The following is a 24,806-nucleotide window of genomic DNA, read 5'->3' as shown; positions in this document are numbered from 1 at the left end:
GTGACCCCCCATCTCAACATCGTGCCCTTCGTCAGCGTCGATCACATGATGAAGCTGGTTCTTGCCGTCGGCATCGATCGCTTTCTCATCGATCTCGCTGCCTATATCGAAGAGGATTTCCGACGCTGGGAATTGTTCGACAAGACCCCGCGCATCGCTTCGCACAGCATCGACGGCGTCATCGAACTGATGCCTACGAGCGACGGACAGCTCTACGGCTTCAAGTATGTCAACGGTCATCCAAAAAACACGCGCGACGGGCGCCAGACCGTGACGGCGTTCGGCGTGATGGCCGATGTCGGCAATGGCTATCCGATGCTGCTTTCGGAAATGACCATCCTGACCGCGTTGCGCACGGCGGCGACGTCGGCCGTCGCGGCCAAATACCTTGCTCCCAATGCGGCGGACTGCATGGCAATCATCGGCAATGGCGCCCAGTCGGAATTCCAGGCCATCGCCTTCAAGGCCCTGCTCGGCATCGACAGGCTTCGCCTCTATGACATCGATCGGTCGGCATCCTTGAAGTGCGCGAAAAACCTTGCGGGGTTCGGTTTCGACATCGCGATCTGCGCTTCGGCGCAGGAGGCGGTGGAAGGGGCTCACATCATCACGACGGTCACCGCCGACAAACGCTCCGCGACCATCCTGACGGACAACATGGTCGGATCGGGCGTGCACATAAATGCCGTCGGCGGCGATTGCCCCGGCAAGACGGAATTGCATCGCGATATTCTGCTGCGCTCCGACATATTCGTCGAATACCCGCCGCAGTCGCGCATCGAGGGTGAAGTCCAGCAACTCGAGCCGGACCATCCCGTGACGGAGTTGTGGCAAGTGATGACCGGCAAGGCCGCCGGCCGCCGGGATGCCAGCCAGATCACCTTGTTCGATTCCGTCGGCTTTGCGATCGAGGACTTTTCCGCGCTGCGCTACGTCCGCGACCAGCTTCAGCGCACCGGCCTCTACGAGGAGCTCGATCTGCTGGCGGACCCGGATGAGCCACGCGACCTCTTCGGCATGCTGCTGCGCGCCGACAAGGCCGCCCAGATCACGGCCGTATCCGGCTGAGTTTTCGCAGAAAGCCTGCTGCAAAATGCCCGCCCGAGGGCGGAATGTAATCTGCATGGGATCGGAGGGCGGGAGCTGCGCAACGCGCGGCGGCTGAATATCCCTGGCTAAAGTCGCCGACGCCAATGGCCTCAGACGGAAACCAGGTTTGTCAGCAGGGTTGCCGCCTCGGTGCCGGCCAAGCCCAGGTCGCGAACGCTGCTCATGTGATTGGTTGCAGGAAGGGTGGTCTGCGAGACCTGTAGTCCCTGCTCCTTCAGATGCCGCGCAAACACCTCGGCCTGCCTGTGGAATGGCGGCGTTTCGTCGACGCCGACAGCGATCTCGACCGACACTGACGGATCGAAACGGCGGGTGAGCGGCGAGAACCTGGCTGCATCCTCGTCCGTGATCGCGATCTCGGCGGCAAGGAAGGAGGTCTGAAGCGGCTTCAGGTCGTAGAGCCCGCCAAGTAGCAACGCGCCTTTGATTGTCGATGTCCGGCCGTCGTCATTGAAAAGCATCGTCGCAAGTTGGGCGCCGGCTGAATGTCCGCTCACGGTCAGGCGCTCGGTATCGCCGCCGTGATCGCCGATATGGTCGAGCACCCAGCTTTTGGCGCGCCGCACCTGGTCGACGATCGTGGCCATCCTCACAGCCGGCATCAGCGCATAATCGACGATGACCGCGATTGCGCCGGCGCGCGTCACCGTCTCGGCGACATAGGAATAGTCGCGCTTGGAGAACATGCGCCAGTAGCCGCCATGGATGAACATATGGACCGGCAGGCGGTCGCGCTTGCCCTCCGGAAAGAACAGGTCGATGGTCTCGGTGGCATCCGCTCCATAGGCGATATCGGCAACCATCGGCATGGTTGCCCGCACCTCCGTGCTGCGACGAACGATCTCGGCGACGATGTCGTCGAACTCGGCGACGTGATCGCGGATGCGGAAAGGATCATTCTGCATGGGGTGCCCGTTCACATGGTCACGGCGATGTACTTCGCCTCCATGAACTCGGCAATGCCGTGCTTCTGTCCGCCTTCGCGGCCAAGGCCGCTCTGCTTGACGCCGCCGAAAGGTGCCGCCGGATCCGACATCAGGCCGCGATTGAGCGCGACCATGCCCGTTTCGATCTTCGATGCCACGTGCATGCCCCTGGCCAGATCACGCGTGTAGATGTAGGCGGCAAGGCCGTATTCCGTGTCGTTGGCGCGCGCGATGACTTCGTCCTCGTTCTCGAAGCGGCTGATCGGGGCCACCGGACCGAATATCTCCTCCTGCGCCATCTCGGCATTCGCGGGCACGTCCCGAAGGACGGTCGGCGGATAGAAATAGCCCTTGTCGTCGGCGACCGCGCCGCCGCACAGGATCCTGGCCCCACGGGCGACCGCGTCCTTGACCAGCCGATCGATCTTCTCGACGGCCTTCCTGGTAATCATCGGACCGCATTCGGTGTCCGGGTCGGTGCCTGAACCGAGCTTGAGCGCGGCCATGCGTTGGCGCAGACCTTCGGCAAACGCGTCATGGATGCCGGCCTGCGCGTAGATGCGGTTGGCTGCCGTGCAGGCCTCGCCGGCGTTTCGCATCTTGGCGACCATCGCGCCGTCGAGGGCCGCGTCCAGGTCGGCGTCATCGAAGACGATGAACGGGGCGTTGCCGCCGAGTTCCATCGAGCATGAGATGACGTGCTTGGCGGCTTCGGCCAGCAGAACACGACCCACGCCGGTCGAACCGGTGAAGGATAGCTTCCGGACACGCGGGTCGGCGAGCATGGCGGAGGTCACTGGTCCGGGGTTCGAAGTGGTGAGCACATTGACGACGCCGGGAGGCACACCCGCCTCCTCGTACAGCGCGGCGAGCGCGTAGGCGGTCAGGGGCGTCTCGCTGGCGGGCTTCAGAATGACGGTGCAGCCGGCGGCCAGCGCCGGCGCGATCTTGCGTGTCGCCATGGCGGCGGGGAAATTCCAGGGCGTTATGAGCACGCAGATGCCGATCGGATGATAATCGACGACGATCCGGTTGGCGCCTGACGGCGCCAGGCCGAACTCGCCGCTGATGCGCACCGCTTCCTCGGCATTCCAGCGGAAGAATTCAGCCGCATAGGCGACCTCGCCGCGCGCGTCGCGCAGCGCCTTGCCGTTCTCCAGCGAGATCAGCGCCGCCAGCGTATCGGACCGTTCGACCATCAATTCGAAACAACGCCGCAGGATTTCCGAACGCTTGCGCGGCGCGGTTGCGCGCCAGCTTGCAGCCGCCTTCGCAGCCGCCTCGACGGCAGCGGCGGCATCGGCAATCGTGGCGTCCGGGACAGCCGCAATCACGGCCTCCGTGGAAGGATCGATCACCTCAATGAGGCGACCGTCGGAAGACGGTCGCCAGTGTCCGTCGATATAGAGGCCGTGCGAGAATGTGGTGTAGTCGAACATGTCCGGATCTTCGTTGAGTTGCCCTTGGGGTACGTTCATCTCATCACCTCTGGTCAGACTGAGCTTGCGGCCATGTCGCCGTCATAGGCAGCCCTCACCAGCCGCCGCATCGCGGCGATGTCGAAAGGACGAGGGTTGTTCTTGATCAGCCGATCGATGCCGAGCGCCTGCTCGGCGGTCCAGTCGATCTTGTCGTGTGGAAGACCCAGATCGGCCAGCGTGCGGGTGATGCCGATCGCCGCGAACAGCCGGGCCACCTCATCGATGGTGGCGCGCGCGGTCGCCTCGGCGCTCTTTGTCTCCGTCACCCCCAGAGCGGCGCCGACCGCCGCGATTTCGTCGGTCGCGGCGGGCAGGTTGTAGCTCATCACGTAGGGAAGCATCGTCGCCACGCCCAATCCGTGCGGCGTATGGGTAAGCGCGCCGACGGGATATTGCACGGCGTGGGCAGCCGCCGTTCCGGCCGTGCCGAAAGCGCAGCCGGCCGCCAGCGCTCCCATCATGACATCGGCGCGTGCGTCTTCGTCCGAGCCGTCCCGGTAAGCCTTTTCGAGACTGCGGCCCAGGAGTTGGATGGCCAGCAGCGCGAAATGATCGGTCAGCGCGCTCTTGCCGACAAAGACATGCCGCTGCGGCAAGTGCGGATCGGAGCCGCGTTTGGCGGACGTGAAGGCTTCGATCGCGTGGGTGAGCGCGTCGGCTCCGGCGATTGCCGTGAGGGAGGGCGGGCATGTCGCGGTGAGTTCCGGATCGCAGAGCGCGACCGCGGCAATGAGATGGGGACTGGAAATGCCGACCTTCAGTGTTCGCTCCGGATCGGAGATCACCGCTACCGGCGTCACTTCCGAACCGGTGCCGGCGGTGGTCGGGACCGCGATTACCGGAAGCGTGGGGCCGGGCACCTTGAACTCCCCGTAGTAGTCCTGAAGCGACCCGCCGTGACTGATCAGCAGCGCGGCGCTTTTGGCCATGTCCAGGCAACTGCCGCCACCGATCCCGATCACCATGTCCGGCTTGAAGTCCTTCGCATGGGCGGCACAGACGGCAACGCTGTCACGAGGGACATCCGGGAGGATGCGATCGTACACGAGCGTTTCGATCGAGCCAGCTCTCAGTGCCGCGCTGATCTGCGCGAACATTGGCGTCCCGGCGAAACGCTCATCCGTGCAGATGAATGCGCGCCGGCCATATCTGGCGGCAATATCAGGCAGCGCGTGGCGCTGGCCTTTGCCGAAAAGAATCTCATGCGGCAACCGGGCTGCTGCAAATAGCGTCATGAAGTGTGTCCTTCGAATATGGATTGGGGAGCGGGGGATCGGAGATCACCGCTTGCCCAGCGTGCGTGGCGTGGTTCGGGCAAGGCACGGGCCAGAGCCGTCGTCGAGTTTTCCTGCCTCACGAAATATCCTCTATAAAATCGTATAGGATATAGGATTGAATTGCGCGGAGCATCGTGTTAGAGGTCGCCCCTGTCAAGAGGCAAAACATGCAGAATCCAGACCTTACCGTCGACAATGACGCTCGGTTGACAGGCCGCATTCAGCGCGCCAACAGCCTGTCGGGCGACGTCTACGAGGCGATCTTCCAGCAGCTGATGTCGCTGAAAATAGCTCCGGGATCGCGGATCACCGTCGACAACCTTGTCAAGGAGTTCAACGTCTCGCATACGCCGATCCGCGAAGCTCTTGGGCGGCTGGAAGGCGAGGGCCTGGTGGTGAAAACCCATCTGATCGGGTACCGGGCCGCGCCCCAGATCACACGGCGCCGTTTCGACGAACTCTATGAACTGCGCCTGCTGCTCGAACCCGCAGCCGCCGCCAAGGCAGCCGCTGCGCTCGATGAAGCCCGGCTGATGATTTTGCAGGAGGCGGCTGGCGTGATGGCCAGGCGGGTGGGCAAGGACGAACGCCTGCGTTATTCGAACTTCGCCCGCCAGGATGCCATCTTCCACGACAAGGTCATGGAGTTCGCGCAGAACGAGCTCATCCGCGAAACGCTGAACCACCAGCACACCCACTTCCACATTTTCCGCCTGATGTATCACTCGCGGGTCACCGAGGAGGCGCTCGACGAGCACGAAGCCATCCTCGCCGCTTTCGCGGCCAGCGATCCGGTTGCCGCCGAAAAGGCCATGCGCGTGCACATAGAGAATTCGCGGGACAGGCTCCTGCCTGCATTCGAGTAGGCCGCGATGCCAGTTGCCACTCGCATCGACGGAAGCGTCACCGCTTTGCCGCCGGAGCCCACACCGGCTGTGGCTCCGGTGCTACGCGCGGAAGGGCTTTGCAAACAATACGGCCCGGTGACCGTGTTGTCGGACATCACGCTGGATATTTTCCCTGGCGAGATCCATGCCGTCATCGGCGAGAATGGCGCCGGCAAGTCGACGTTCATGCGCTTGCTTTCCGGTTACATCGAGCCAACCGCCGGCAGCCTGTCCATGGCCGGTGACCGCGTGAGTTTCAGGACACCTCACCAGGCGCAGGCGGCCGGCATCGCGCTGGTACATCAGGAAATCCTCCTGGCCGAAGCGCTCACGGTGACTGACAATCTCTTTCTCGGCCGCGAGCTCTCCAGGCGCGGAATCGTCGATGATGGCGCCATGCGCCGCATAGCGGCCGCGAAACTGGCCGAGATCGGTTGCGAGGTGTCGCCGACCGCGCTGGTCCGAGACATTTCGCTGGCGGATCGCCAGCTCGTGCAAATCGCCCGCGCGTTGCTCGACGACCACAGGGTCGTCATCTTCGACGAGCCAACAGCGGTGCTGACCGGTGGGGAGGTCGAGCGTTTGCTCGCCATCATCTTCGGGCTCAGGGCGCGGGGCATCGCGGTTCTCTACATCAGCCATCGCCTCGACGAGGTGCAGCGGCTGGCGGACAAGGTCACGGTCCTGCGCGACGGCAAGATGATCGGCACCTATCCCGGCCATGCGTTGAGCCAGGCTGACATGGCGCAGCTTATGGTCGGGCGCGAACTCGCCGCGCTTTATCCTCACAAGCGCGAGGTCCAGACGAGCCGGCCCATGCTGACCGTCAGAAACGCGACTGTTCCAGGTTATGCACGGGACGTGTCCTTTACCGTTCACAAAGGCGAGATTCTTGGCTTCGCCGGCATGATCGGGGCGGGGCGAACCGAGTTGTTCGAAGGCATTGTGGGGCTTAGGCCGGCGACGGCTACGATCGAGCTCAACGGTTCGCCGATACAGATACGTTCACAGCGCGAGGCCATAGAGGCGGGCATCGGCTATCTGACGGAAGATCGCAAGGGCAAGGGCCTGCTTTTGCAGGAGCGGCTGGCGCCGAACCTGACCCTCTCGTCGCTTGGCCTTCTGCATCCGGGACTTCTGGTTCTGCGCGGCCGCGAATCCGAGGCGCTCGCGCGGGCCGTCTCCAGCTACGACATCCGGGTGAAGAGCCACAACGCCAGGGCAGGGCAGCTTTCGGGCGGAAACCAGCAGAAACTTCTGCTGGCCAAGGTGCTCCTGACCAATCCTTCGGTCGTGATCATCGATGAGCCGACGCGCGGGATCGACATCGCCAACAAGGCGCAGATCTACGCCTTCATCCAGGAACTCGTGGGCCAAGGCAAAGCCTGCATCGTCATCTCGTCGGAGATGCAGGAACTGGTCGGCATCTGCGACCGCGTCCTGGTCATGCGCGAAGGCAAGATCAGCGGCGAGGTCTCGGGCGAAACGATGATCGAAAGCAACATCGCGCTGCTGGCGACCAGTGACAAAGGCCATGGCACGGCCCAAGGAGGAAGACAGTGACGGCGCTTACCCATTCCATGTCTGCCCGAAGCGACAGGCAGCACCATTTCTCGTGGACGGATGCCGGCCCTTTCCTCGCATTGTTCGCACTGCTGGTGGCGGGATTCCTCATCAATCCGGATTTTCTTTCCGCGACAAACCTAGGCAACGTGATCACGCGCAGCGCTTATGTCGCCATCATAGCCGTCGGCGCCACATTCGTGATCTCATCAGGCGGGCTCGACCTTTCGGTCGGCTCGATGGTCGCCTTCATCGCCGGCGTCACGATCATGTTCATGAACATGATGGCCCCCAGCCTCGGCCTTTGGGCCATCCCGGCAGGCATGGTGATAGCAGTCGTCGCGGGGCTTCTATGCGGCCTCGCGAACGGTCTCATCGTCACGGTCGGAAGGATCGAGCCGTTCATCGCCACGCTCGGCACAATGGGTATCTTCCGCGCACTGATCACCTATATGACCGACGGCGGCACGATCCCGATCGATCGCTCGCTGCGGGACGCGTACCGGCCGGTCTATTTCGGCGCCGTCGCGGGCATTCCGGTGCCGATCCTTTTGTCGGCGCTCGTTGCGGTGGTCGGCGCATTTGTCCTCTACAAGACCAAATATGGCCGCAAATGCGCGGCGGTGGGCGCGAACGAGGACGTCGCCCGCTATTCGGGCATCTCGGTCGTCAAGACGCGCACCATTGCCTATGTCATCCAGGGTGCATGCGTGGCGGTCGCCGCCATCTGTTACGTGCCTCGTCTGGGAGCCGCCACCCCGACCACCGGACAGCTTTGGGAGCTGCAGGTGATAACGGCCGTTGTCATTGGCGGAACGGCGCTGCGGGGCGGCAAGGGCCGCATCTGGGGCACCATCGCCGGTGCGGTGATCCTGGAGCTGATCGCCAACCTGATGGTGTTGTCGGATTTCGTTTCCGAATACCTCGTCGCCGCGGTGCAGGGCGTCATCATCATCATCGCCATGCTCGTGCAAAGATTTTCGAAATAGCTCGTCTTCGGACCGGACGGGCGCCTGTTGTGTGGTCCATATCTCTGGGAGGTATTTATGTTTAGCAGGAAATGGGTTGCCGTTGCGGCAGTCGGCGCACTGATGGTGGCCGGCCAGGCGCTTGCAGCCGACAAGAAGGTGGTCGCGGTGTCGATCCCGGCGGCGGATCATGGCTGGACGGCCGGCATCGTCTATCACGCGCAGGCCGCCGCAAAGGAAATCAACGCGGCCTTCCCGGATGTCGAAGTCGTCGTGAAGACGTCGCCCTCGGCGGCCGACCAGGTAAGCGCGCTGGAGGATCTGTCGGCCAGCCGCAAGCTGGATGCGCTGGTGATCCTGCCCTACACCTCCGAGGAACTGACCCAGCCGGTGAAAGCCATCAAGGAGATGGGTACGTTCATCACCGTCGTCGACAGGGGATTGACCGACCCTTCCATTCAGGACCTGTATCTTGCCGGCGACAACATCGCGGTTGGCACCAATACGGCGAAGTTCATGATCGACAAACTGGGCGGCAAAGGTGACGTCGTCGTGCTGCGCGGCATTCCCACCGTCATCGACGACGAGCGCATCAAGGGCTTCGAGGATACCATCAAGGGCACCGGCCTGAAGGTGCTCGACATGCAGTATGCCCACTGGAACAGCGACGAGGCCTTCAAGCTCATGCAGGATTACCTGGCCAAGCACCCGCACATCGATGCGGTCTGGGCCAATGACGACGACATGCTTCTCGGTGTGCTCGAGGCCGTCAAGCAGTCCGGCCGAACCGATATCAAGCTAGCGCTCGGCGGCAACGGCATGAAGGACATCGTGAAGAAGGTGATAGACGGGGATGCGATGACACCGGTCGAGACGCCGTATCCGCCGGCGATGATCAAGACCGCTATCTACATGACCGTGGCCAACTTGATCGGTCAGGCTCCGGTTCGCGGTGCCGTCAAACTCGACGCCCCGCTCATAACCCAGGCCAACGCCAAGGAATATTACTTCCCCGACTCCCCGTTCTGAGGCCCGCATCCGAATGAGGCAAGGCGCGTGATGCGCCTTGCATGCCAACAACAGAGAGGAAGAGCTATGCCAGGCAAGAAGATATTGATGCTGACCGGTGAGTTCACCGAGGAATACGAGATTTTCGTTTACCAGCAAGCGATGGAAGCCGTTGGTCACACGGTCCATGTCGTCTGCCCCGACAAGAATGCGGGCGACCTGATCAAGACCTCGCTGCACGATTTCGAAGGGGACCAGACCTACACCGAAAAGCTCGGGCACTACGCGCTGATCAACAAGACGTTCTCGGATGCGGAAAAGCAGCTCGACCAGTACCACGCGGTCTACTGCGCGGGCGGACGCGGACCGGAATACATCCGCACCGACAAGCGGGTGCAGACGATCGTTCGACACTTTCACGAGACCAAGAAGCCGATCTTCACGATCTGCCATGGCGTGCAGATCCTGATTGCGGTCGACGGCGTCGTGCGCGGCAAGAAGGTCGGGGCGCTGGGCGCCTGCGAGCCGGAAGTCACTCTCGCGGGCGGTACCTATATCGACCTCTCGCCGACGGAAGCCTATGTCGATGGTACGATGGTGTCGGCCAAGGGATGGACGGCGCTGGCCGCCTTCATCCGTGAGTGCCTGAAAGTGCTCGGCACGGAAATCCGCCACAACTGAGCCGCTAACCAAGGCGGAGGCCGGCGCGCTGCCGTGGCGTGTCGGCCTCCACCAGTGATGCCGAGACCTTCGCCGATGCGGACGACTGTATCGAGCGTCGTGCAAAAGGTATGCGCGCGGTGAGTCCTGCCGGTTTAGCGGCCGACAGGATCGCCGGACAGGTCCAGCTTTTTCCTTACGCAATCGCGAGCGGAAAAACGTTACGCACTTTTCCTGGGGTTGCTTTAACGCGCGGCGGCAATCCAGTCGGCAAGGCTGCGGGCGAAGCTTCGCGGCACGATCAGGTCGCAGCTGCTCTCGCCCGTTCGCAGATAGAGCGCCGGCACGTGATGGACGGACGTCTGTACGGCACGGCCGGGAGCCGAAGCGGCGGACGACCAGTCGACCGGCATGCAGGCAGAGAGAATGTCCTGAAGACGCGCACCCTCCATCCTGAATCGCACCCGGCCTTCGCCGAGCAGAACCGAGCAGCCCAATTCAGGATCGATCGCAATGGCCGGCGGTTCCGCACCTGTCTCGACGATCAGCCAAAGACGGCGGGGCGCGATCCTGACGATGAGGGCGCCAGCATGCCGAACCGTCTCGCCGACGTCGGCAGGAAGCGTCGCGCCCAAGGCCTGCGAGACGCTCGTTTCGAATCTTGTCAGCGTTTCTTCCCAGCCCTCGATCTGAACGATCGGGCAATCGGAGGCCCACAGGTTGAAGTCCTTCGACAGCACAGGTTCAACCATGCATGCGCTCTCCCTTGGGATCGAGGAAGACGGAGGGCACGACGCGGGCGCGAACCGTCTCTGTCCGCATCGGGTAGACCGCGGTGATCTCGTCTCCTTCGGCCGGGGCATTGCCGGCGAACAGCGCCAGTCCGACATAGTGGCCGAGTTCCGGGCTGAAGGTGACCGACGTGATCCGGCCGCGCCCGTGGCCGGTGACGGCATCGCCAGGCAGGAACAATATGGCGCCTCCGCGCAGCCGCTTGCCGTCCTCGATGCATTCCAGCCCGATGAGGCGCTGGCGGTCGGGCGCCTGAAACGCCGGGCGGCGTCGGAGGACGTCGCCGACGAATCCGCTGCGTTTGCCAACCATGCGGCCGAGGCCGAGATCGTCGAGCGTGGTGCGGCCATCGATCTCGGGCCCGGCGACATGGCCCTTTTCGACGCGCAGCGCACCAAGCGCCTCGACGCCATAGGGCTTGAGGCCGAACGGCGCGCCTGCTTCGATGAGACGGCTCCAGGCCTGTTTGCCGGCGCTGGCGCCGACATAGATCTCGTAGGCGCGCTCGCCGGAATAGCTGAGGCGGATAACGCGCAGGGCCCGTCCGTCGAACCCGGCTTCGATGACGCCCATATGCGGCAGCGTCTCGTTGGAGACATCGAGCGCGGGAAAGGCGGCGGCAAGGACATCGCGGCTTGCCGGCCCGGCGACCGACATCGCCGCCCACTCGTCGCTTACCGAAGAGACCGCGACACGCAAATCCGGCCAGGCGGTGTCGAGCAGGAATTCCAGCCGCGACAGGACATCGGCGGCCCTAGCGGTAGAGGTGGTCATGAAGAAGCGATTTTGCGACAAGCGCGTGGTGGTGCCGTCGTCGAAGACGACGCCGTCGTCGCGCAGCATGACGCCGTAGCGCGCGCGGCCAACCGGAAGCTTGGCGAAACCGTTGGCGTAGACACGGTCGAGGAATATGGCCGCGTCCGGCCCCTGCACGTCGATCTTGCCGAGGGTGGAAATGTCCATCAGCCCGGCGCCGCCGCGCACGATCCGCATCTCCGCGACATAGGCTTCATTCACGTCGCGTCCGGCATCGCGATAGAAATACGGACGCATCCAGAGACCGACCTCGAGCATCTCGGCACCGTTTGCCAGGTGCCAGTCGTGCATCGGCGTGCGACGGACCGGCTTGAAGTGATGACCGACGGCGCGACCGGCCAGCGCGCCGATCGCGACCGCCGCGTAGGGTGGGCGAAAGGTCGTGGTTCCGGTTTGCGCAATCGTTGCCCGGCGCAGCGCCGCCATGGCCGAAAGTGCTGCGAAATTGCTGGTTTTGCCCTGGTCGGTCCCCATGCCGAGCGTGGTGTAGCGCTTCAGGTGTTCGACGGATTCATAGCCCTCGCGATGGGCGAGCTCGATGTCCTTGGTGGTCACATCCATCTGGAGATCGACGAAGGCCTTGCCGCGCCCAGCGGAAGAGATCGCACGAAAAGGAGCGGCCGGGGCCTCTTCGAGATCGAGTTCATGCGGCGCCGGCATGGCCGCCGGTTTTCCACAGAAGCATGCCGCTTCGATGCCGGCGCGGTGGCCGTCCTCGATCGCGTCGGCGGTCGAGAAGCGCCCCATTACCGCGCCGGCGCCGAACTGGCCTGCCGGAAAGCCGCCCGGAACGAAGCCGTCGATGTCGTCGCGATAGACGGGCCTGACGCCAAGATGCGAGGTGAGATGCACCGTCGGCGACCAGCCGTCGGAGACGCAGACGAAATCGCAGGCGATTTCCGATTTGGCGCTCGGGCCGGCAAGCCGTACGGCCTTCACCGCATGGCTGCCGCGCAGATCGGCGATCCGGGTTCCGGAGCGGATCTCTACGTTCAGGCGTCCGGCTTCCGCCGCCAGACCGGCGGGCGGAGCGCCGCGCTGATCCGCGACCGTCACCTGCGCGCCGGCGGCGGCGAGGTCGAAAGCAGCGCGATAGGCACCGTCGTTCATCGTGGCCACGAGGATATTCTTCCCCGGCAGCACGGCGAAGCGGTTGAGATAGGTCCGGGCGGCGGACGCCAGCATGATGCCTGGCCGGTCGTTGTTGGAGAACACCAGCGGCCGTTCGATAGCACCGGCCGCAAAGATGATCGAGCCGGCGCGAAGCACGGTGAAAACCTGCCGCGCAGCGCCTTGCGCGACCTGGCCGTCATGCCGCTCGATCAGCCCCAGCGTGTTGCCGTCATAGGTGCCGAAGGCCATCGTCTTGCGCATCAGGGTGACGTTGGGCTGGCCTGCAAGCTCCGCCTCGATCTTTGTCAGCCAGGCTGCCGCCTTGCCATCGGTGCGCTCGGCAAGAAGTTGGCCACCGAGCAGAAAGTCCTGTTCGACGAGGACGACCCTGGCGCCGCTGGCTGCCGCGGCGCGCGCCGCCGACAGGCCGGCAGGGCCGCCGCCGACGACTGCAACATCGGCAAATGCATGCCGGGTCTCGTAACGGTCGGGATCGGGTTCGGTGCCGGCCCGGCCCAATCCCGCGGCTTTACGGATGAAATGCTCGTAGAACATCCAGGCGCGGCGGGTCGGACCCATGAAGGTCTTGTAGTAGAAGCCGGCAGAAAGAAGGGGCGCAAACAGGCCGTTGACGCTCTGCACGTCGAAGGCAAGGGACGGCCAGCGATTCTGGCTTTCGGCAGTCATACCTTCAGCCAGTTCCAGTGTCGTGGCCGGAAGGTTCGGTTCGCGCCGTCCACCGCTTCCGAGCGTAACCAGCGCGTTGGGTTCTTCCGGGCCGGCCGAGAAGATGCCGCGCGGCCGATGGTATTTGAAGCTGCGGCCTGTCAGCATGAGCCGATTGGCAAGCAGCGCGGAAGCAAGCGTATCGCCTCGATAGCCGCCCAACTCGCGGCCGTCGAATGTGAAGCGGAGCGGCTGCGTGCGGTCGATGCGGCCGCCGGCGGCCAGACGATTTCCAATCATTTTCATGCTGGCATTTTCCTGGCGAAGCCGACCGATGCGATAGCGTGGTTCCTCGTGTCGCGCTCGATGACCAGCCATTGCCGGCAGCCGGTCACGTGCTGCCAGAATTCACGGTGCGGTCCCGCCGGGTTCTTGCGCACGTAGACATAGCGATACCACGCCTCCGGATCGGGATCGTCATGCGCCGGACGCACCGCGGAAGCGTCGCCGCCATAGCGGAACTCGTCATGGTCGCGCAGGCCGCAGCATGGGCAGTCGATGCGAAGCATTTCTCTCGTTCTCTATTGCAGCCAGGCCGAGGGGCCGGCGCCGGCTTCGTCGAGCGTGTGGCCGGTCCGGAAACGGTCGAGCGCGTAGGCGGCGGTCAGCGGATGCGGCTTGCCGGTGGCCAGCATATGGGCAAAGCACCAGCCGGAGGCCGGCGTCGCCTTGAAGCCGCCATAGCACCAGCCGCCATTGAGATAGAGCCCTTCTATCGGGGTCGGGCAGATGATCGGACTGGCGTCCGGCGTCATGTCCATGACGCCGCCCCAATGGCGCAGCAGCCTGACACGCGAGATGCAGGGCATCAGGGCTATCGCCGCCTCCGCCACTTCGCCCACGACGCCGAGATTGCCGCGCTGGGCGTAGGAATTGTAGCCGTCGAGATTGCCACCGAACACCAGCCCGCCCTTGTCCGACTGGCTGACATAGAAATGGTCTGCGCCATAAGCGACGACGTGATCTACCAGCGGCTTGAGCGGCTCGGTGACGAAAGCCTGGAGCACGTGGCTTTCGATCGGCAGTTCCAGGCCGGCCCTGGCGGCGAGGAGCGAAGTATGGCCTGCGACGGCGAGGCCGACCTTGCCGGCGCCGATGCGGCCCTTGCTGGTCTCGACACCGACGATCCTTTCGCCGTCGCGGACAAAGCCGGTCACCTCGCAATTCTGGATGATGTCGACCCCGTGGCCGTCGGCAGCGCGCGCATAGCCCCAGGCGACGGCATCATGGCGGGCGGTGCCTGCGCGGCCTTGCAAGATCGCACCATGGATCGGAAATCGCGCGGTTTCGGAGAAATCGAGATAGGGTACCAGCCGGCGCACAGCGTCGCGGTCGAGTATGTCGGCGTCGATGCCGTTCAGACGCATGATGTTGGCGCGATGGCTGAATGTGTCGAGTTGATCGGCCGAATGGGCAGTGACGATCTGGCCGCGCTGCGAAAACATCACGTTGAAGTTCAGCGCCCGCGACAAGCCTTCCCACAGCTTGACCGAGAATTCGTAGAACTGGGTGTTGCCGTCAAGCAGGTAGTTGGAGCGGATGACGGTGGTGTTGCGGCCGACATTGCCGCCGCCGACATAGCCCTTTTCCAGAACGGCGACATTGCGGATGCCGTGGTTCTCGGCGAGGTAGAAAGCCGTCGCAAGGCCATGCCCGCCGCCACCGACGACGATCACGTCATAGGCGGGCTTCGGCTCGGCCGCGCGCCAGGCGCGCCGCCAGTTCTTCTGGCCGGAAAGGGCATTGCGGAAAATCGAAAACGCCGAATAGCGCGCCATGTTCATGGTCTAGCGGACGATCGGGCCGGCCGGGGTGCGGGTCAGCACTTCGGCCCCCGCATCGGTCAGCAGCACGGTGTTGGAGATGAAATGGTCGCCGCGGCCGGTGCCCATCAGCCAGGACAGGATGTGGAAGCTCATCCCGGTCTCGATTTCGAGATCGGAATCGTGCCTGAGGCCCGTCACCGAATTGCCGCCGGTCCATGAGGGCGGCTGGCCGATGCCGACGAGATAGCCGCAATGATGGCGGCGATAATGCGACAGGCCGGCCTCGTCGGCGACGCCTTGCCAGGCGGCGTAGACATCGCGCGCCCTGGCACCTGGCTCGAGCGCCCTGACGACGGCCTCGAATGCCTTGGCCGTGACCTCGGCCATGGCGGCATCTTCGTCCTTGATGTTGCCGATGCGGATCAGCCGGCCAAGCGGCGCGTGATAGCGCGAGACACAGCCCGACAGTTCGACGAAGACCGGCTCGCCGCTGCGATAGATGCCGTCGCCCCAGGTCGTGTGCTCCTCGCCGAGCCGGGCGGCGGGCCGGATGAACGGGCCGAAGCCCGGCGCGTGGCCGCCGGCGCGCACCATCGCCGCCACGCATTGGGCGGCAACCTCCTGCTCGGCGGCGCCGTCGGAGATGGCAGCGATGGCGGCACCTGCCGCAGCATCCGTGACCTTGGCGGCGCGGCGCATCAGCACCTGTTCCTCGGCGCTCTTCACCAACCGCATCTTGTCGACCAGTCCCGAGACGTCGCTCCACTTGGCGTCGGCCTGCGCCTCAAGCTTCAGGGCGAGGCCGTGGCTGAGGCCGGACGTCCAGTTTTCGATGCCGATCCGTTTGCCGGCCAGGCCGAGTTCGGAAATGACGCGCGCGGCGAGGTCGGCCGCGGTCTCGCTGTCGGAGTGACCGCGGAATTCTGCTGCCTTCACCTGATTCTCGATCGTCACCTTCTCCATCGACCGGGTGACCAGGATAGGACGCCGGTCGAGCGTGACGATCAGGAGGTGCGGCGCGAAATAACCCCAATGGTCGAGGCCGGTGAGGTAGAAAACAGTCTCCGGCGAGGCGAAGACGGCGGCGTCGAGCTTGCGCTCTGCCAATGCCGTGCGAACTTTCGACAAGCGGCCGGCGATCTCGGCTTCGGAAAAGGGATTGCGGTCCATTGAGGTGTCCTTGAGTTGCCGGTCCTGGGCTGATGGTCAGTCGATGAAGATGGGATCGCGGGTCACGTCGCAGAGCCGCTCGCCGCCGCCTTCGCTGGCGCTGGGATCCTGGCAGATGATTGAGATCGAAGCCGGCCTTTGCCATGCGTTGCTTCACGTCGGCCAGGCGCCGCGCGTATTCCGCCTTGGTGGGCCCGCCCGACGCGTCCAAAGCCGTTTTCCTTCCTGCCCTCATCCAAAGGCGGTTCGTATCGCATCGAGAAAGCACACCTTAATTGTGCACAACTTGCGCATCACAAAGCCGCACAATCAAGCCCAATGGCGATTTTTCCAGATTCGTACAGTGCGTCTTGCGATATGTCCAGATGAGTTGTATACGTCTTAGTGCGCTTGACGCGATGGTGGAGAAACATCGTTCGAGCCCGATAATTATCGAAGAAGAAAAGGGGAAAGCATGTTCACGTCACAGATATCCCGCCGCGCGCTCGTGAAGGCCGCCGCCTGTCTTGCGCTCGCCGCGACCGCATTCACGTCACTGCCGGCCCATGCCGAAACGACGCTCGAACGCGCCAAGAAGGACGGCTATATCCGCGTCGGCTTCGCCAATGAGGCGCCGTTCGGTTTCGCCACGCCTGACGGCAAATTGACCGGCGAAGCGCCGGAAGTCGCCAAGGCGGTGCTCGCCAAGATGGGCATTGCGCAGGTCGACGGCGTGCTGACCGAATTCGGCTCGCTCATTCCGGGTCTCAAGGCCGGCCGCTTCGACATCATCGCCGCCGGCATGTTCATCAATCCCAAGCGCTGCGCCGAGATCAATTTTTCCGAACCGTCCTATGGCATCGGCCAGGCCATGCTGGTCGCGAAGGGCAATCCGAAAGGCGTGAAGGACTATTCGAGCATCAAGGACAATCCCGATCTCAAGCTCGCCGTGATGGCGGGCGCCGTCGAGGGGGGATATGCGAAGGACGCCGGCGTTGCCCAAGGACAAGTCGTTTCCTTGCCCGACCAATCCAGCCTGGTCGCGGCGGTCCAGTCTGGCCGTGCCGATGCTGCCGCGCTAACCGCGCTCTCGATCGCCGACATGGCCAAGAAGGCCGATGGCGTCGAATCGACCAAGCCCTTCGGTGAAGTTGCCGGCAAGTCGGTGAAGGGCCATGGCGGCTTCGGCTTCCGCAAGGAGGACACCGATCTGCAGGAAGCGTTCAACGCCGAACTGAAGAAGTTCCTCGGTACGCCGGAGCATATCGCGCTGGTCGAGCCGCTCGGCTTCGGCAAGGACTATCTGCCGAACAAGACGACTGCAGAGCTCTGCAAGGGCGAATAAATTCCCAACTGCTGGGCGGCGTGAAAACGCCGCCCTCTTTTTTCCTCGGAGAAGCAGATGGGTATCCGCACGCTCGTTGCCATGCTGGTCGTTTCGCTGGCCGTGATCGCGGTGCTGGCGACGCAGGAAACATACAGGCTGTTCCTACCGGGACTATTGCAGGGTGCCGTCCTGACGATCGAGATCGCCGTCCTCGGCAGCCTGCTGGCGGTCGTGATGGGGGTGCTCGCCGCGCTGGCGCGCATGTATGGTCCAGCGCCCCTCAGATGGCTGGCGACGGTCTATGTCGAAATCTTTCGCGGCACCTCGGCGCTGGTGCAATTGTTCTGGCTGTTTTTCGTGCTGCCGCAATTCGGGGTCACGCTCGACGCGTTTCCCGTCGCGGTGCTGGCGCTTGGCTTGAATGTCGGCGCCTATGGATCCGAATGCGTGCGCGGCGCAATCCAGTCGGTCGCGCGCGGCCAATGGGAGGCGGGAACGGCGCTCAACATGAGCCGCGCGCAAATGCTGCGCCGGATCATCCTGCCCCAAGCCTTCGTAGCCATGATCCCGCCCTGGGGCAATCTGTTCATCGAGCTTTTGAAATCGACGGCGCTGGTTTCGCTGATCACGCTCACGGACCTCGCCTTCAAGGCGCAGCAGATGAACCAGAACACCTTCAAGACCATTCCTATCTTCACGCTGGTGCTTTTGATGTATCTCGCCATGTCGCTCACCGTTTCTATCGGCATGCGGCTTCTCGAAAGGCGGGCCTCGCTCGGTCTGGCGCGGGGGAGGGCGGCGTGATCTGGGATTGGAGTTTTGCCGCCGAGATCCTGCCGGTGCTCGCACGCGCCGCCGTCGTCTCGATCGAGGCGACGCTGCTCGGCTTCGTCATCGCGGCTTTGCTCGGGCTGGTCCTCGCGGTAATCCGTATCGCGGTGCCCTGGACCGGCTGGACGATCTCGGTGCTGGTCGAACTGATCCGCTCGACGCCGCTGCTCATCCAGATCTTCTTCCTCTATTTCGTCTTTCCGAAATTCGGCGTCGTGCTCGACGCATTCACGGCCGGCGTTCTGGCCATCGGCATTCACTACGCCGCCTATTGCTCGGAAGTCTACCGCGCGGGCTTCGACAACATCCATCGCGGCCAGTGGGAAGCCTCGATCGCACTCAACCTCTCCTCCTGGACGACCTTTCGCGACATCATCATCCCGCAGGCGATACCGCCGATCGTGCCGGCGCTCGGCAACTATCTCGTCGCGCTGTTCAAGGAGACGCCGCTGCTGTCGGCCATCGCCGTGCTGGAACTCATGCAGACGGCCAAGATCATCGGCTCCGAAACTTTCCGCTACACCGAACCGATCACGCTGGTCGGCCTGTTCTTCCTGGCCATGAGCCTGGTTTCGGCCGCGCTCATCCGTGCCCTCGAACGCCTGCTCAACCGAAGGACCGCGCGATGACCGAACAACCGATGGTTCGTTTCGACAATGTCTCGAAGCGTTACGGCGCGCTCACCGTGCTCGACGGGCTGAACCTCGAAATCGCGCGCGGCGAGAAGGTTTCCGTCATCGGACCGTCCGGTTCCGGCAAGACCACGGTCTTGCGCATGCTGATGACGCTGGAGACGATCAACGACGGCGTCATCTGGGTCGAAGGCGAGCCACTGACCCATATGAAGCAAGGCGGAAAGCTGGTGCCCGCCAATCTCGCCCACATCCGCCGCATCCGGGCGAAGATCGGCATGGTGTTCCAGTCTTTCAACCTGTTTCCACACATGACGGCGATGGCCAATTGCATCGAGGCGCCGATGACAGTGCTTGGCATGAAGCGGGCCGATGCCGAAGCACGGGCGGCCGAGCTTCTCGACATGGTCGGGCTGTCGCAGAAGAAGGATCATTACCCTTCACAGCTTTCCGGCGGCCAGCAACAGCGCGTCGCCATTGCCAGGGCGCTGGCGATGCGGCCCAAGATAATGCTGTTCGACGAGGTGACGTCCGCGCTCGATCCGGAACTTGTCGGCGAAGTGCTGCAAGTGATAAGGCAAATCGGCCGCGAGCATGATCTGACGATGCTCATGGTCACCCACCAGATGGGCTTCGCCAAGGAATTTTCCGATCGCGTCTGCTTCTTCTACCAGGGTAAAATTTGCGAGCAGGGGCCGCCAGCAGAGCTTTTCGGCGCACCCAAGAATGAGCGGACGCGGCAGTTCCTGCACGCGGTCCTGGAGGCTGGATGACGCTTGATACGGATGCCTCGGCCAAGACAGTGCCGCCTTCGCGTCCGCTTTCGGCGCGCGAACGGTTCGAACGCATCTACCTGATCCTGCGCGACCGTATCTGCCTTCTCGATTATCCGCCGGGGAGCCGGCTCTCCGAGGAAGAACTCGCCCAGGAATTCGAGATCAGCCGCACACCGGTCCGACGCGTGCTGGCGCGGCTCGAGGCCGAAGGGCTTGTGCAATCGATCCACGGCGTCGGTACGATCGTTACCGACGTCGACATCGAGGAGTTGCAGCAGGTCTATCATCTGCGACTGGAACTCGCGCTGCTTGTCGGCAAGCTTTCGCCAATTCCCCGAACGGCGGTCGACCTCGATCGCATCCGAGCGCTCATCGCGCGCTGCGATTCCGATATGCTCAACCCGGATCAGCGTGCCTTTCTGCAGCTGAACATGGACTTCTTCACTGAACTATCCGGCATGACCGGGAACCAGCCCCTGCGCGAAATAAGCGAAAGACTGTATTTTCAGGTTGCGCGCGTAGTCCTCAAGATGATGCCGCAACTCGGCCTTGTGGAGGAGTTCACGGCCTTCCGGCGCGAAATGGAGGAAGTGCTGGCCGCGGCGGAAATCGGGGATTGGGAATCGATCGGGCACATCAGGCGAGCCCATATCTCGATGAGCTTTCGGCGCATGGTGCGCCATGCCGGCCGACATGATGAATTTGACGGCAAGACCTGACGGTCGTCCTTTGGCACGGTGACGCAGCTTGTCATCCCGGCGCCGAGAAGCGCTGCTGCTCCGTCCTCTTTATTTAGGGTGCCGCTGTTCAGCCACGGCGTCAGGCACCACCACCAGCTTGCCGACGAAATCCTTGGCGATGAAATCGGCTTGGGCGCGGTGGAAATCGGAAAGCCTGTAGACGCCGCCGACCAGCGGCCGGATCTTGCCTTCCTCGATATAGCGCACGATACGGCGGAAATCCGCACGTGTGCCCTGGCTCGAGCCGTGGAGCTGGAGTTGCTTGAGATACATGGTCCTGAGATCGAGCTGGACGACCGGGCCGGCGATCGCGCCTGCGGTGGTGTAGCGGCCCTCGGGCCTCAGGATGCGCAACAGATCGTTGAAGATCGCGCCGCCGACAAGGTCGGCCACGACGTCGATGGGCTGGCCGCCGGTCGCCTTGGCCACGGCTTGTGGCAGGTCGGCCACGCCACGGGTGATCACGGCTTCGGCGCCGATGTCGAGCACTGCCTGCTCCTTGCCCTTGCCGACGACGGCATAGGGAATGGCTCCGCGCGCCCGCGCCAATTGCACGATGCCGGAGCCGACGCCGCCCGAGGCGCCGGTGACCAGCACGCGTTCGCCGGCCTTGAGCCCTGCACGTTCCAGCATCTGCTCGCCGGTGAGATAGGCGCAGCAGAAGGTGGCGAGTTCGACATCGCTCAAGTCAGTGTCGACGACATGGGCGTTCTCGGCCGGGACAGCCTGGTATTCGGCGTAACCGCCGTCGCGGCCGTGGCCCATATAGTCGATGTCGGCGAGCGAATCGTCGTCGCGATTGTAGATCGAGAAATCGACCATCACCCGCTCGCCGATGCGATCCGGCGAGACGCCTGCGCCAACGGCGGCGATGGTGCCGACCGTGTCGGTGCCCTGGATGCGGGGGAAGGTCAGCGTGTTGCCCTGACGCCGCCATGTCGACACGGCCCCTGCGTCCTCCTCCGTGCCATAGGCGCCCTGGCGAACCCAGACGTCGGTGTTGTTCATGCCGCAGGCGCTGACCTTGACCAGCACTTCGCCGGCGGCGGGCACAGGCACTTTCACGTCGGTGCGGTAGACGAGCTTTTCCGGGCCGCCGTGGCCGGTAAGCTGCACGGCCGCCATGGTGGCGGGGAGGGTGGGATGAGAGGTCATCGCGTTCACTTCCGAATACTTGTAGGTGGCGCTGCCCCTCACCTTTACCCTCTCTCCGTGAACGACGAGAAGGTGCCGGCAGGCGGATGAGGGGCAGCGCCGATCTCGGCAATTAGAGATTGGCGAACACGCTCTTCACGGCATCGGCGGTCTTGGCCACCACGGTGTCAGCCTCCTCGCGCGTCAGGCAAAGCGGCGGGGCGAAGCCCAAAATGTCGCCCTGCGGCATGGCGCGGCCGATGACCCCGCTTGCGGCGAGGGTCGTGGCGATCTGCGGTCCGATCTTCTGCGCCGGATCGAAGAACACACGGTCGTCCTTGTCGGCGACGAACTCGACCGCCGCCAGCATGCCGTCGCCGCGCACCTCGCCGACGTTTTTGTGGCCGCCGACGGCCTTGGTCAATTCGGCGCGGAAATAGGCGCCGGTCTCGCCGGCATTCCTCACCAGATCCATCTCATCGATCAGTTCGAGGTTGGCCACACCCGCGGCGACGCAGATCGGATGCGCCGAATAGGTCCAGCCGTGCCCCAGCGAGCCGAGCTTGTCGGAGCCCTGCACCAGAACCTGCCACATCTTGTCGGCGACGATGACGCCCGACAGCGGCGCGTAGGCGGAGGTCAGGCCCTTGGCAATGGTGATCAGGTCCGGCTTGATGCCGTAATGGTCGGAGCCGAACATGGTGCCCAGCCGGCCGAAGCCCGTCACCACTTCGTCGGCGACCAGGAGCACGTCGTACTTCTTCAGCACCGCCTGGATTTTCTCCCAGTAGCCGGCGGGCGGCGGCACGATGCCGCCAGTGCCGAGGATCGGCTCGCCGATGAAGGCGGCGACGGTCTCGGGGCCTTCGGCCAGGATCATCTCTTCCAGCTTGTCGGCGCAATGCTGCGAGAACTGCTCCTCGCTCATCGAGCGGTCGGCGCGGCGGAAATAGTAGGGCGCCTCTGTGTGCAGGATCGGCGCGCGCGGCAAGTCGAAGGCATTGTGGAAAAGATCGAGCCCGGTCAGCGATCCCGTCATGATGCCGGAGCCGTGATAGCCGCGCCAGCGCGAGATGATCTTCTTCTTCTCCGGGCGGCCAAGCACGTTGTTGTAGTACCAGATCAGCTTGATGTTGGTTTCGTTGGCATCCGAACCGGAGAGGCCGAAATAGACCCTCGACATGCCCTTCGGCGCACGGTCGATGATCATCTTCGACAGCGTGATCGAGGCCTCGGTGCCGTGGCCGACATAGGCGTGGTAATAGGCGAGGTTCGTGGCCTGGGCGGCGATGGCGTCAGCGATCTTCTGGCGGCCATAGCCGACATTGACGCAGTAGAGGCCGGCGAAGGCATCGATACTTTTTCTGCCGTTGCTGTCCCAGACGGTGACGCCTTCACCGCCGGCCATGATGCGCGTCGGCGATTCACCGCGCGCGTGGGTGCCCATATGCGTCGAGGGATGGAAGAAGTGATCACGATCCCAGGCGGCGAGTTCGTTGGACTGGTCGAGCATTCTTTTGACTCCTTGAGGAACGTGGACGCGGCTTAAGCGACGTCCAGGCAAAGATATTTGAGATCGGTGAAAGCTTCGAGCCCCTGACGCGAACCCTCGCGGCCAATGCCGGACTGCTTGACGCCGCCGAACGGGATCGGCGCACCGGTGATCTTGACGCGGTTGATGGCGACCATGCCGTAGTCCAGCGCCCTGCCCAGGCGCTGCTGGCGGGCGCCGTTCTCGGTCACGACATAGGCGACCAGACCATATTCGGAGGCGTTGGCGCGCGCGGTCACCTCGTCCTCGCTGTCGAACGGCGTCACGGCTGCGACCGGACCAAACGTTTCTTCGCGCATGATCAGTGCCTCGTCAGATACGTCAGCCAGCAGCGTCGGCTGGTAAAACAACGGGCCGGCCTGGTGCCTTCTGCCGCCGGCGAGGCAGCGGGCGCCATGGGCGAGCGCGTCGGTGACCTGCTCCTCGACCTTCTTGACGGCGCGCTCATGCATCAGCGGGCCGATGTCGCTTTCGTCGGCAAGGCCATTGCCGGTCCGCAGCGCCTCGATGCGCTTGGCGAAGGCGGCGCAGAAACGATCGTAGATCGGCCGCTGGACATAGATGCGGTTGGCCGCGAGGCAGTCCTGGCCGGACGTGGCGAATTTGGCGTCGACGGCGATGCGCACGGCCTTGTCGAGATCGGCGTCGGCAAAGACGATCAGCGGCGCGTGGCCGCCAAGCTCCATAACCAGCCGCTTCATCGTCGGCGCGCTCTGGGCCGCGATCAGCCTGCCGATCTCGGTCGAACCGGTGAAGCTCATGGCGCGCACGCGCGGGTCCTCGCACATTCGCCCGACTATGATCGACGCCTTGCCAGTGACGACGTTGAAGACGCCGGCGGGCAGGCCGGCGCGCTCGCCGAGTTCGGCCAGCGCCAGCGCCGAGAGCGGCGTTTCCGAAGAGGGGTGCGCGACGATGGTGCAACCGGCGGCAAGGGCCGCAGCCGCCTTGCGGGTCAGCATGGCGGACGGGAAGTTCCACGGCGTCACGACGCCGACGACGCCGAGCGGCTCGCGCCGCACCGTCATTTCCGCCTTCGCCAGATGGCTGGTTACGCTTTCGGCGTTGAGGCGCTTTGCTTCCTCGGCATACCATTCGACGAAAGAGGCGGCATAATCGATCTCACCGAGCGATTCCTTCAAGGGCTTGCCCTGTTCCAGCGTCATCAGCAGAGCGAGATCGTCTTTCGCGGCTATGATGAGGTCGAACCATTTGCGCAGGATTTTCGAGCGCTCCTGCGGCAACAGCGCCCGCCAGGCAGGGAAAGCGCGCGCCGCCGCGTCGATCGCACTTGCCGTCTGGCGGCCATCGAGCGCGGCGACAAAGGCCACCGTGGCGCCGGTCGCCGGGTCGGTGACCTCGAAGCTCTCCGCCGCCTCGCTTGCCGTCCAGTGCCCGTCGACATAGGCAAGCTCGCGCAGCAGCCGGCGGTCGGCGAGGCGGTCGAGCGCCTCATGGCGGTGCGAACGGGCAAAGTGCGCGGACATCATCGATTGCTCCCGATTGGGGTGATGCCGCAAGACTAGGGGCGTCGGCGCGAAGGATGAGGCTGTTTAGGTGCAGCTATATAGA

Annotated in this window: 22 protein-coding genes; 11 read left to right on the top strand and 11 right to left on the bottom strand. The window is 63.8% G+C overall.

What is annotated here, in order from left to right; genetic code table 11:
• A complete protein-coding gene (locus FJ426_RS09350) occupies positions 1–1,068 on the top strand; it encodes an ornithine cyclodeaminase (protein ID WP_140559895.1) in 1,068 nt (355 codons plus the stop codon).
• 131 nt (positions 1,069–1,199) lie between these two features.
• On the opposite strand, the gene FJ426_RS09345 is transcribed toward FJ426_RS09350, so the two are convergent.
• From FJ426_RS09345 to FJ426_RS09335, 3 genes are read right to left on the bottom strand one after another with little or no spacing between them, the layout of a single operon-like run.
• Positions 1,200–2,015, bottom strand: a complete 816-nt coding sequence (locus FJ426_RS09345; RefSeq protein WP_140559894.1) for an alpha/beta hydrolase — start codon at positions 2,013–2,015, stop codon at positions 1,200–1,202.
• Between the two features lie 11 nt (positions 2,016–2,026).
• On the bottom strand, positions 2,027–3,514 hold the full coding sequence (locus FJ426_RS09340) for an NAD-dependent succinate-semialdehyde dehydrogenase (RefSeq protein ID WP_140559893.1): 1,488 nt from the start codon (positions 3,512–3,514) through the stop codon (positions 2,027–2,029).
• Between the two features lie 14 nt (positions 3,515–3,528).
• Positions 3,529–4,752 (bottom strand): iron-containing alcohol dehydrogenase, encoded by a 1,224-nt coding sequence (locus tag FJ426_RS09335; protein ID WP_140559892.1) that lies wholly within the window; start codon positions 4,750–4,752, stop codon positions 3,529–3,531.
• 209 nt (positions 4,753–4,961) lie between these two features.
• On the opposite strand from FJ426_RS09335, the gene FJ426_RS09330 reads away from it, so the two are divergent.
• The 5 genes from FJ426_RS09330 (at position 4,962) to FJ426_RS09310 (ending at position 9,901) form a co-directional block, all read left to right on the top strand.
• Entirely contained in the window at positions 4,962–5,660 is a 699-nt protein-coding gene (locus FJ426_RS09330; RefSeq protein ID WP_140499296.1) for a GntR family transcriptional regulator, read from the top strand.
• Positions 5,661–5,666: 6 nt separating this feature from the next.
• Complete coding sequence (locus FJ426_RS09325) at positions 5,667–7,244, top strand: sugar ABC transporter ATP-binding protein (RefSeq protein WP_140559891.1); 1,578 nt, start codon at positions 5,667–5,669, stop codon at positions 7,242–7,244.
• Positions 7,245–7,261: 17 nt separating this feature from the next.
• The gene (locus FJ426_RS09320) at positions 7,262–8,233 is read left to right on the top strand and encodes an ABC transporter permease (RefSeq protein WP_140499447.1); all 972 of its coding nucleotides are present in this window, start codon (positions 7,262–7,264) and stop codon (positions 8,231–8,233) included.
• A gap of 57 nt (positions 8,234–8,290) precedes the next feature.
• Complete coding sequence (locus FJ426_RS09315) at positions 8,291–9,241, top strand: substrate-binding domain-containing protein (protein WP_140499292.1); 951 nt, start codon at positions 8,291–8,293, stop codon at positions 9,239–9,241.
• Positions 9,242–9,307: 66 nt separating this feature from the next.
• Complete coding sequence (locus FJ426_RS09310) at positions 9,308–9,901, top strand: DJ-1/PfpI family protein (protein ID WP_140499290.1); 594 nt, start codon at positions 9,308–9,310, stop codon at positions 9,899–9,901.
• A gap of 224 nt (positions 9,902–10,125) precedes the next feature.
• Here the strand turns inward: FJ426_RS09310 and FJ426_RS09305 are convergent, their stop codons facing one another.
• The 5 genes from FJ426_RS09305 to FJ426_RS09285 are packed head-to-tail and all read right to left on the bottom strand — an operon-like array spanning position 10,126 to position 16,263.
• On the bottom strand, positions 10,126–10,632 hold the full coding sequence (locus FJ426_RS09305) for a sarcosine oxidase subunit gamma family protein (RefSeq protein WP_224519039.1): 507 nt from the start codon (positions 10,630–10,632) through the stop codon (positions 10,126–10,128).
• Entirely contained in the window at positions 10,625–13,573 is a 2,949-nt protein-coding gene (locus FJ426_RS09300) for a sarcosine oxidase subunit alpha family protein (protein WP_348642461.1), read from the bottom strand. Before FJ426_RS09300 ends, FJ426_RS09305 begins: the two co-directional genes overlap by 8 nt.
• Positions 13,570–13,836, bottom strand: coding sequence for a sarcosine oxidase subunit delta (locus FJ426_RS09295; RefSeq protein ID WP_140499288.1), 267 nt, complete (start codon positions 13,834–13,836; stop codon positions 13,570–13,572). The genes FJ426_RS09300 and FJ426_RS09295 overlap by 4 nt, the downstream gene beginning before the upstream one ends.
• A 12-nt stretch (positions 13,837–13,848) precedes the next feature.
• A complete protein-coding gene (locus FJ426_RS09290) occupies positions 13,849–15,105 on the bottom strand; it encodes a sarcosine oxidase subunit beta family protein (protein ID WP_140517363.1) in 1,257 nt (418 codons plus the stop codon).
• Between the two features lie 9 nt (positions 15,106–15,114).
• Positions 15,115–16,263 carry a Xaa-Pro peptidase family protein gene (locus tag FJ426_RS09285; RefSeq protein WP_140499284.1) on the bottom strand — a complete coding sequence of 383 codons (1,149 nt, stop codon included), beginning with the start codon at positions 16,261–16,263 and terminating at the stop codon, positions 15,115–15,117.
• A gap of 454 nt (positions 16,264–16,717) precedes the next feature.
• Between FJ426_RS09285 and ehuB the strand changes: the two genes are divergently transcribed.
• The 5 genes from ehuB to FJ426_RS09260 are packed head-to-tail and all read left to right on the top strand — an operon-like array spanning position 16,718 to position 20,527.
• Positions 16,718–17,587, top strand: coding sequence for an ectoine/hydroxyectoine ABC transporter substrate-binding protein EhuB (gene ehuB, locus FJ426_RS09280; RefSeq protein WP_140499283.1), 870 nt, complete (start codon positions 16,718–16,720; stop codon positions 17,585–17,587).
• A 57-nt stretch (positions 17,588–17,644) separates the two neighbouring features.
• Positions 17,645–18,373, top strand: coding sequence for an ectoine/hydroxyectoine ABC transporter permease subunit EhuC (ehuC, locus tag FJ426_RS09275; protein ID WP_140499282.1), 729 nt, complete (start codon positions 17,645–17,647; stop codon positions 18,371–18,373).
• Positions 18,370–19,029: an ectoine/hydroxyectoine ABC transporter permease subunit EhuD gene (ehuD, locus tag FJ426_RS09270; protein WP_140499281.1), complete on the top strand. Its 660-nt coding sequence runs from the start codon at positions 18,370–18,372 to the stop codon at positions 19,027–19,029. Before ehuC ends, ehuD begins: the two co-directional genes overlap by 4 nt.
• Positions 19,026–19,805 (top strand): ectoine/hydroxyectoine ABC transporter ATP-binding protein EhuA, encoded by a 780-nt coding sequence (gene ehuA, locus FJ426_RS09265; RefSeq protein WP_140499280.1) that lies wholly within the window; start codon positions 19,026–19,028, stop codon positions 19,803–19,805. The genes ehuD and ehuA overlap by 4 nt, the downstream gene beginning before the upstream one ends.
• Positions 19,802–20,527, top strand: coding sequence for a GntR family transcriptional regulator (locus FJ426_RS09260; protein WP_140517353.1), 726 nt, complete (start codon positions 19,802–19,804; stop codon positions 20,525–20,527). Before ehuA ends, FJ426_RS09260 begins: the two co-directional genes overlap by 4 nt.
• Before the next feature lie 69 nt (positions 20,528–20,596).
• Here FJ426_RS09260 and FJ426_RS09255 read toward each other — a convergent pair whose 3' ends face one another.
• The 3 genes from FJ426_RS09255 to FJ426_RS09245 form a co-directional block, all read right to left on the bottom strand.
• Positions 20,597–21,712 carry an alcohol dehydrogenase family protein gene (locus FJ426_RS09255; protein WP_140559953.1) on the bottom strand — a complete coding sequence of 372 codons (1,116 nt, stop codon included), beginning with the start codon at positions 21,710–21,712 and terminating at the stop codon, positions 20,597–20,599.
• 103 nt (positions 21,713–21,815) lie between these two features.
• Positions 21,816–23,195, bottom strand: coding sequence for an aspartate aminotransferase family protein (locus tag FJ426_RS09250; protein ID WP_140499277.1), 1,380 nt, complete (start codon positions 23,193–23,195; stop codon positions 21,816–21,818).
• A 32-nt stretch (positions 23,196–23,227) separates the two neighbouring features.
• Positions 23,228–24,721 carry an NAD-dependent succinate-semialdehyde dehydrogenase gene (locus FJ426_RS09245; RefSeq protein WP_140521583.1) on the bottom strand — a complete coding sequence of 498 codons (1,494 nt, stop codon included), beginning with the start codon at positions 24,719–24,721 and terminating at the stop codon, positions 23,228–23,230.
• Between the last annotated feature and the right edge of the window lie 85 nt (positions 24,722–24,806).

The organism is Mesorhizobium sp. B2-6-4 (assembly GCF_006441495.1).
Taxonomy (GTDB): domain Bacteria; phylum Pseudomonadota; class Alphaproteobacteria; order Rhizobiales; family Rhizobiaceae; genus Mesorhizobium.
This window is presented reverse-complemented; position numbering and strand designations above follow the sequence as displayed.

What these genes read in the sequence shown, in the direction of transcription:
- FJ426_RS09345 (WP_140559894.1), bottom strand. Translation starts at nt 2,015, where the DNA reads ATGCAGAATGATCCTTTCCGCATCCGCGATCACGTCGCCGAGTTCGAC.
- FJ426_RS09340 (WP_140559893.1), bottom strand. Translation starts at nt 3,514, where the DNA reads ATGAACGTACCCCAAGGGCAACTCAACGAAGATCCGGACATGTTCGAC.
- FJ426_RS09335 (WP_140559892.1), bottom strand. Translation starts at nt 4,752, where the DNA reads ATGACGCTATTTGCAGCAGCCCGGTTGCCGCATGAGATTCTTTTCGGC.
- FJ426_RS09330 (WP_140499296.1), top strand. Translation starts at nt 4,962, where the DNA reads ATGCAGAATCCAGACCTTACCGTCGACAATGACGCTCGGTTGACAGGC.
- FJ426_RS09325 (WP_140559891.1), top strand. Translation starts at nt 5,667, where the DNA reads ATGCCAGTTGCCACTCGCATCGACGGAAGCGTCACCGCTTTGCCGCCG.
- FJ426_RS09320 (WP_140499447.1), top strand. Translation starts at nt 7,262, where the DNA reads ATGTCTGCCCGAAGCGACAGGCAGCACCATTTCTCGTGGACGGATGCC.
- FJ426_RS09315 (WP_140499292.1), top strand. Translation starts at nt 8,291, where the DNA reads ATGTTTAGCAGGAAATGGGTTGCCGTTGCGGCAGTCGGCGCACTGATG.
- FJ426_RS09310 (WP_140499290.1), top strand. Translation starts at nt 9,308, where the DNA reads ATGCCAGGCAAGAAGATATTGATGCTGACCGGTGAGTTCACCGAGGAA.
- FJ426_RS09305 (WP_224519039.1), bottom strand. Translation starts at nt 10,632, where the DNA reads ATGGTTGAACCTGTGCTGTCGAAGGACTTCAACCTGTGGGCCTCCGAT.
- FJ426_RS09300 (WP_348642461.1), bottom strand. Translation starts at nt 13,573, where the DNA reads ATGAAAATGATTGGAAATCGTCTGGCCGCCGGCGGCCGCATCGACCGC.
- FJ426_RS09295 (WP_140499288.1), bottom strand. Translation starts at nt 13,836, where the DNA reads ATGCTTCGCATCGACTGCCCATGCTGCGGCCTGCGCGACCATGACGAG.
- FJ426_RS09290 (WP_140517363.1), bottom strand. Translation starts at nt 15,105, where the DNA reads ATGGCGCGCTATTCGGCGTTTTCGATTTTCCGCAATGCCCTTTCCGGC.
- FJ426_RS09285 (WP_140499284.1), bottom strand. Translation starts at nt 16,263, where the DNA reads ATGGACCGCAATCCCTTTTCCGAAGCCGAGATCGCCGGCCGCTTGTCG.
- ehuB (WP_140499283.1), top strand. Translation starts at nt 16,718, where the DNA reads ATGTTCACGTCACAGATATCCCGCCGCGCGCTCGTGAAGGCCGCCGCC.
- ehuC (WP_140499282.1), top strand. Translation starts at nt 17,645, where the DNA reads ATGGGTATCCGCACGCTCGTTGCCATGCTGGTCGTTTCGCTGGCCGTG.
- ehuA (WP_140499280.1), top strand. Translation starts at nt 19,026, where the DNA reads ATGACCGAACAACCGATGGTTCGTTTCGACAATGTCTCGAAGCGTTAC.
- FJ426_RS09260 (WP_140517353.1), top strand. Translation starts at nt 19,802, where the DNA reads ATGACGCTTGATACGGATGCCTCGGCCAAGACAGTGCCGCCTTCGCGT.
- FJ426_RS09250 (WP_140499277.1), bottom strand. Translation starts at nt 23,195, where the DNA reads ATGCTCGACCAGTCCAACGAACTCGCCGCCTGGGATCGTGATCACTTC.
- FJ426_RS09245 (WP_140521583.1), bottom strand. Translation starts at nt 24,721, where the DNA reads ATGTCCGCGCACTTTGCCCGTTCGCACCGCCATGAGGCGCTCGACCGC.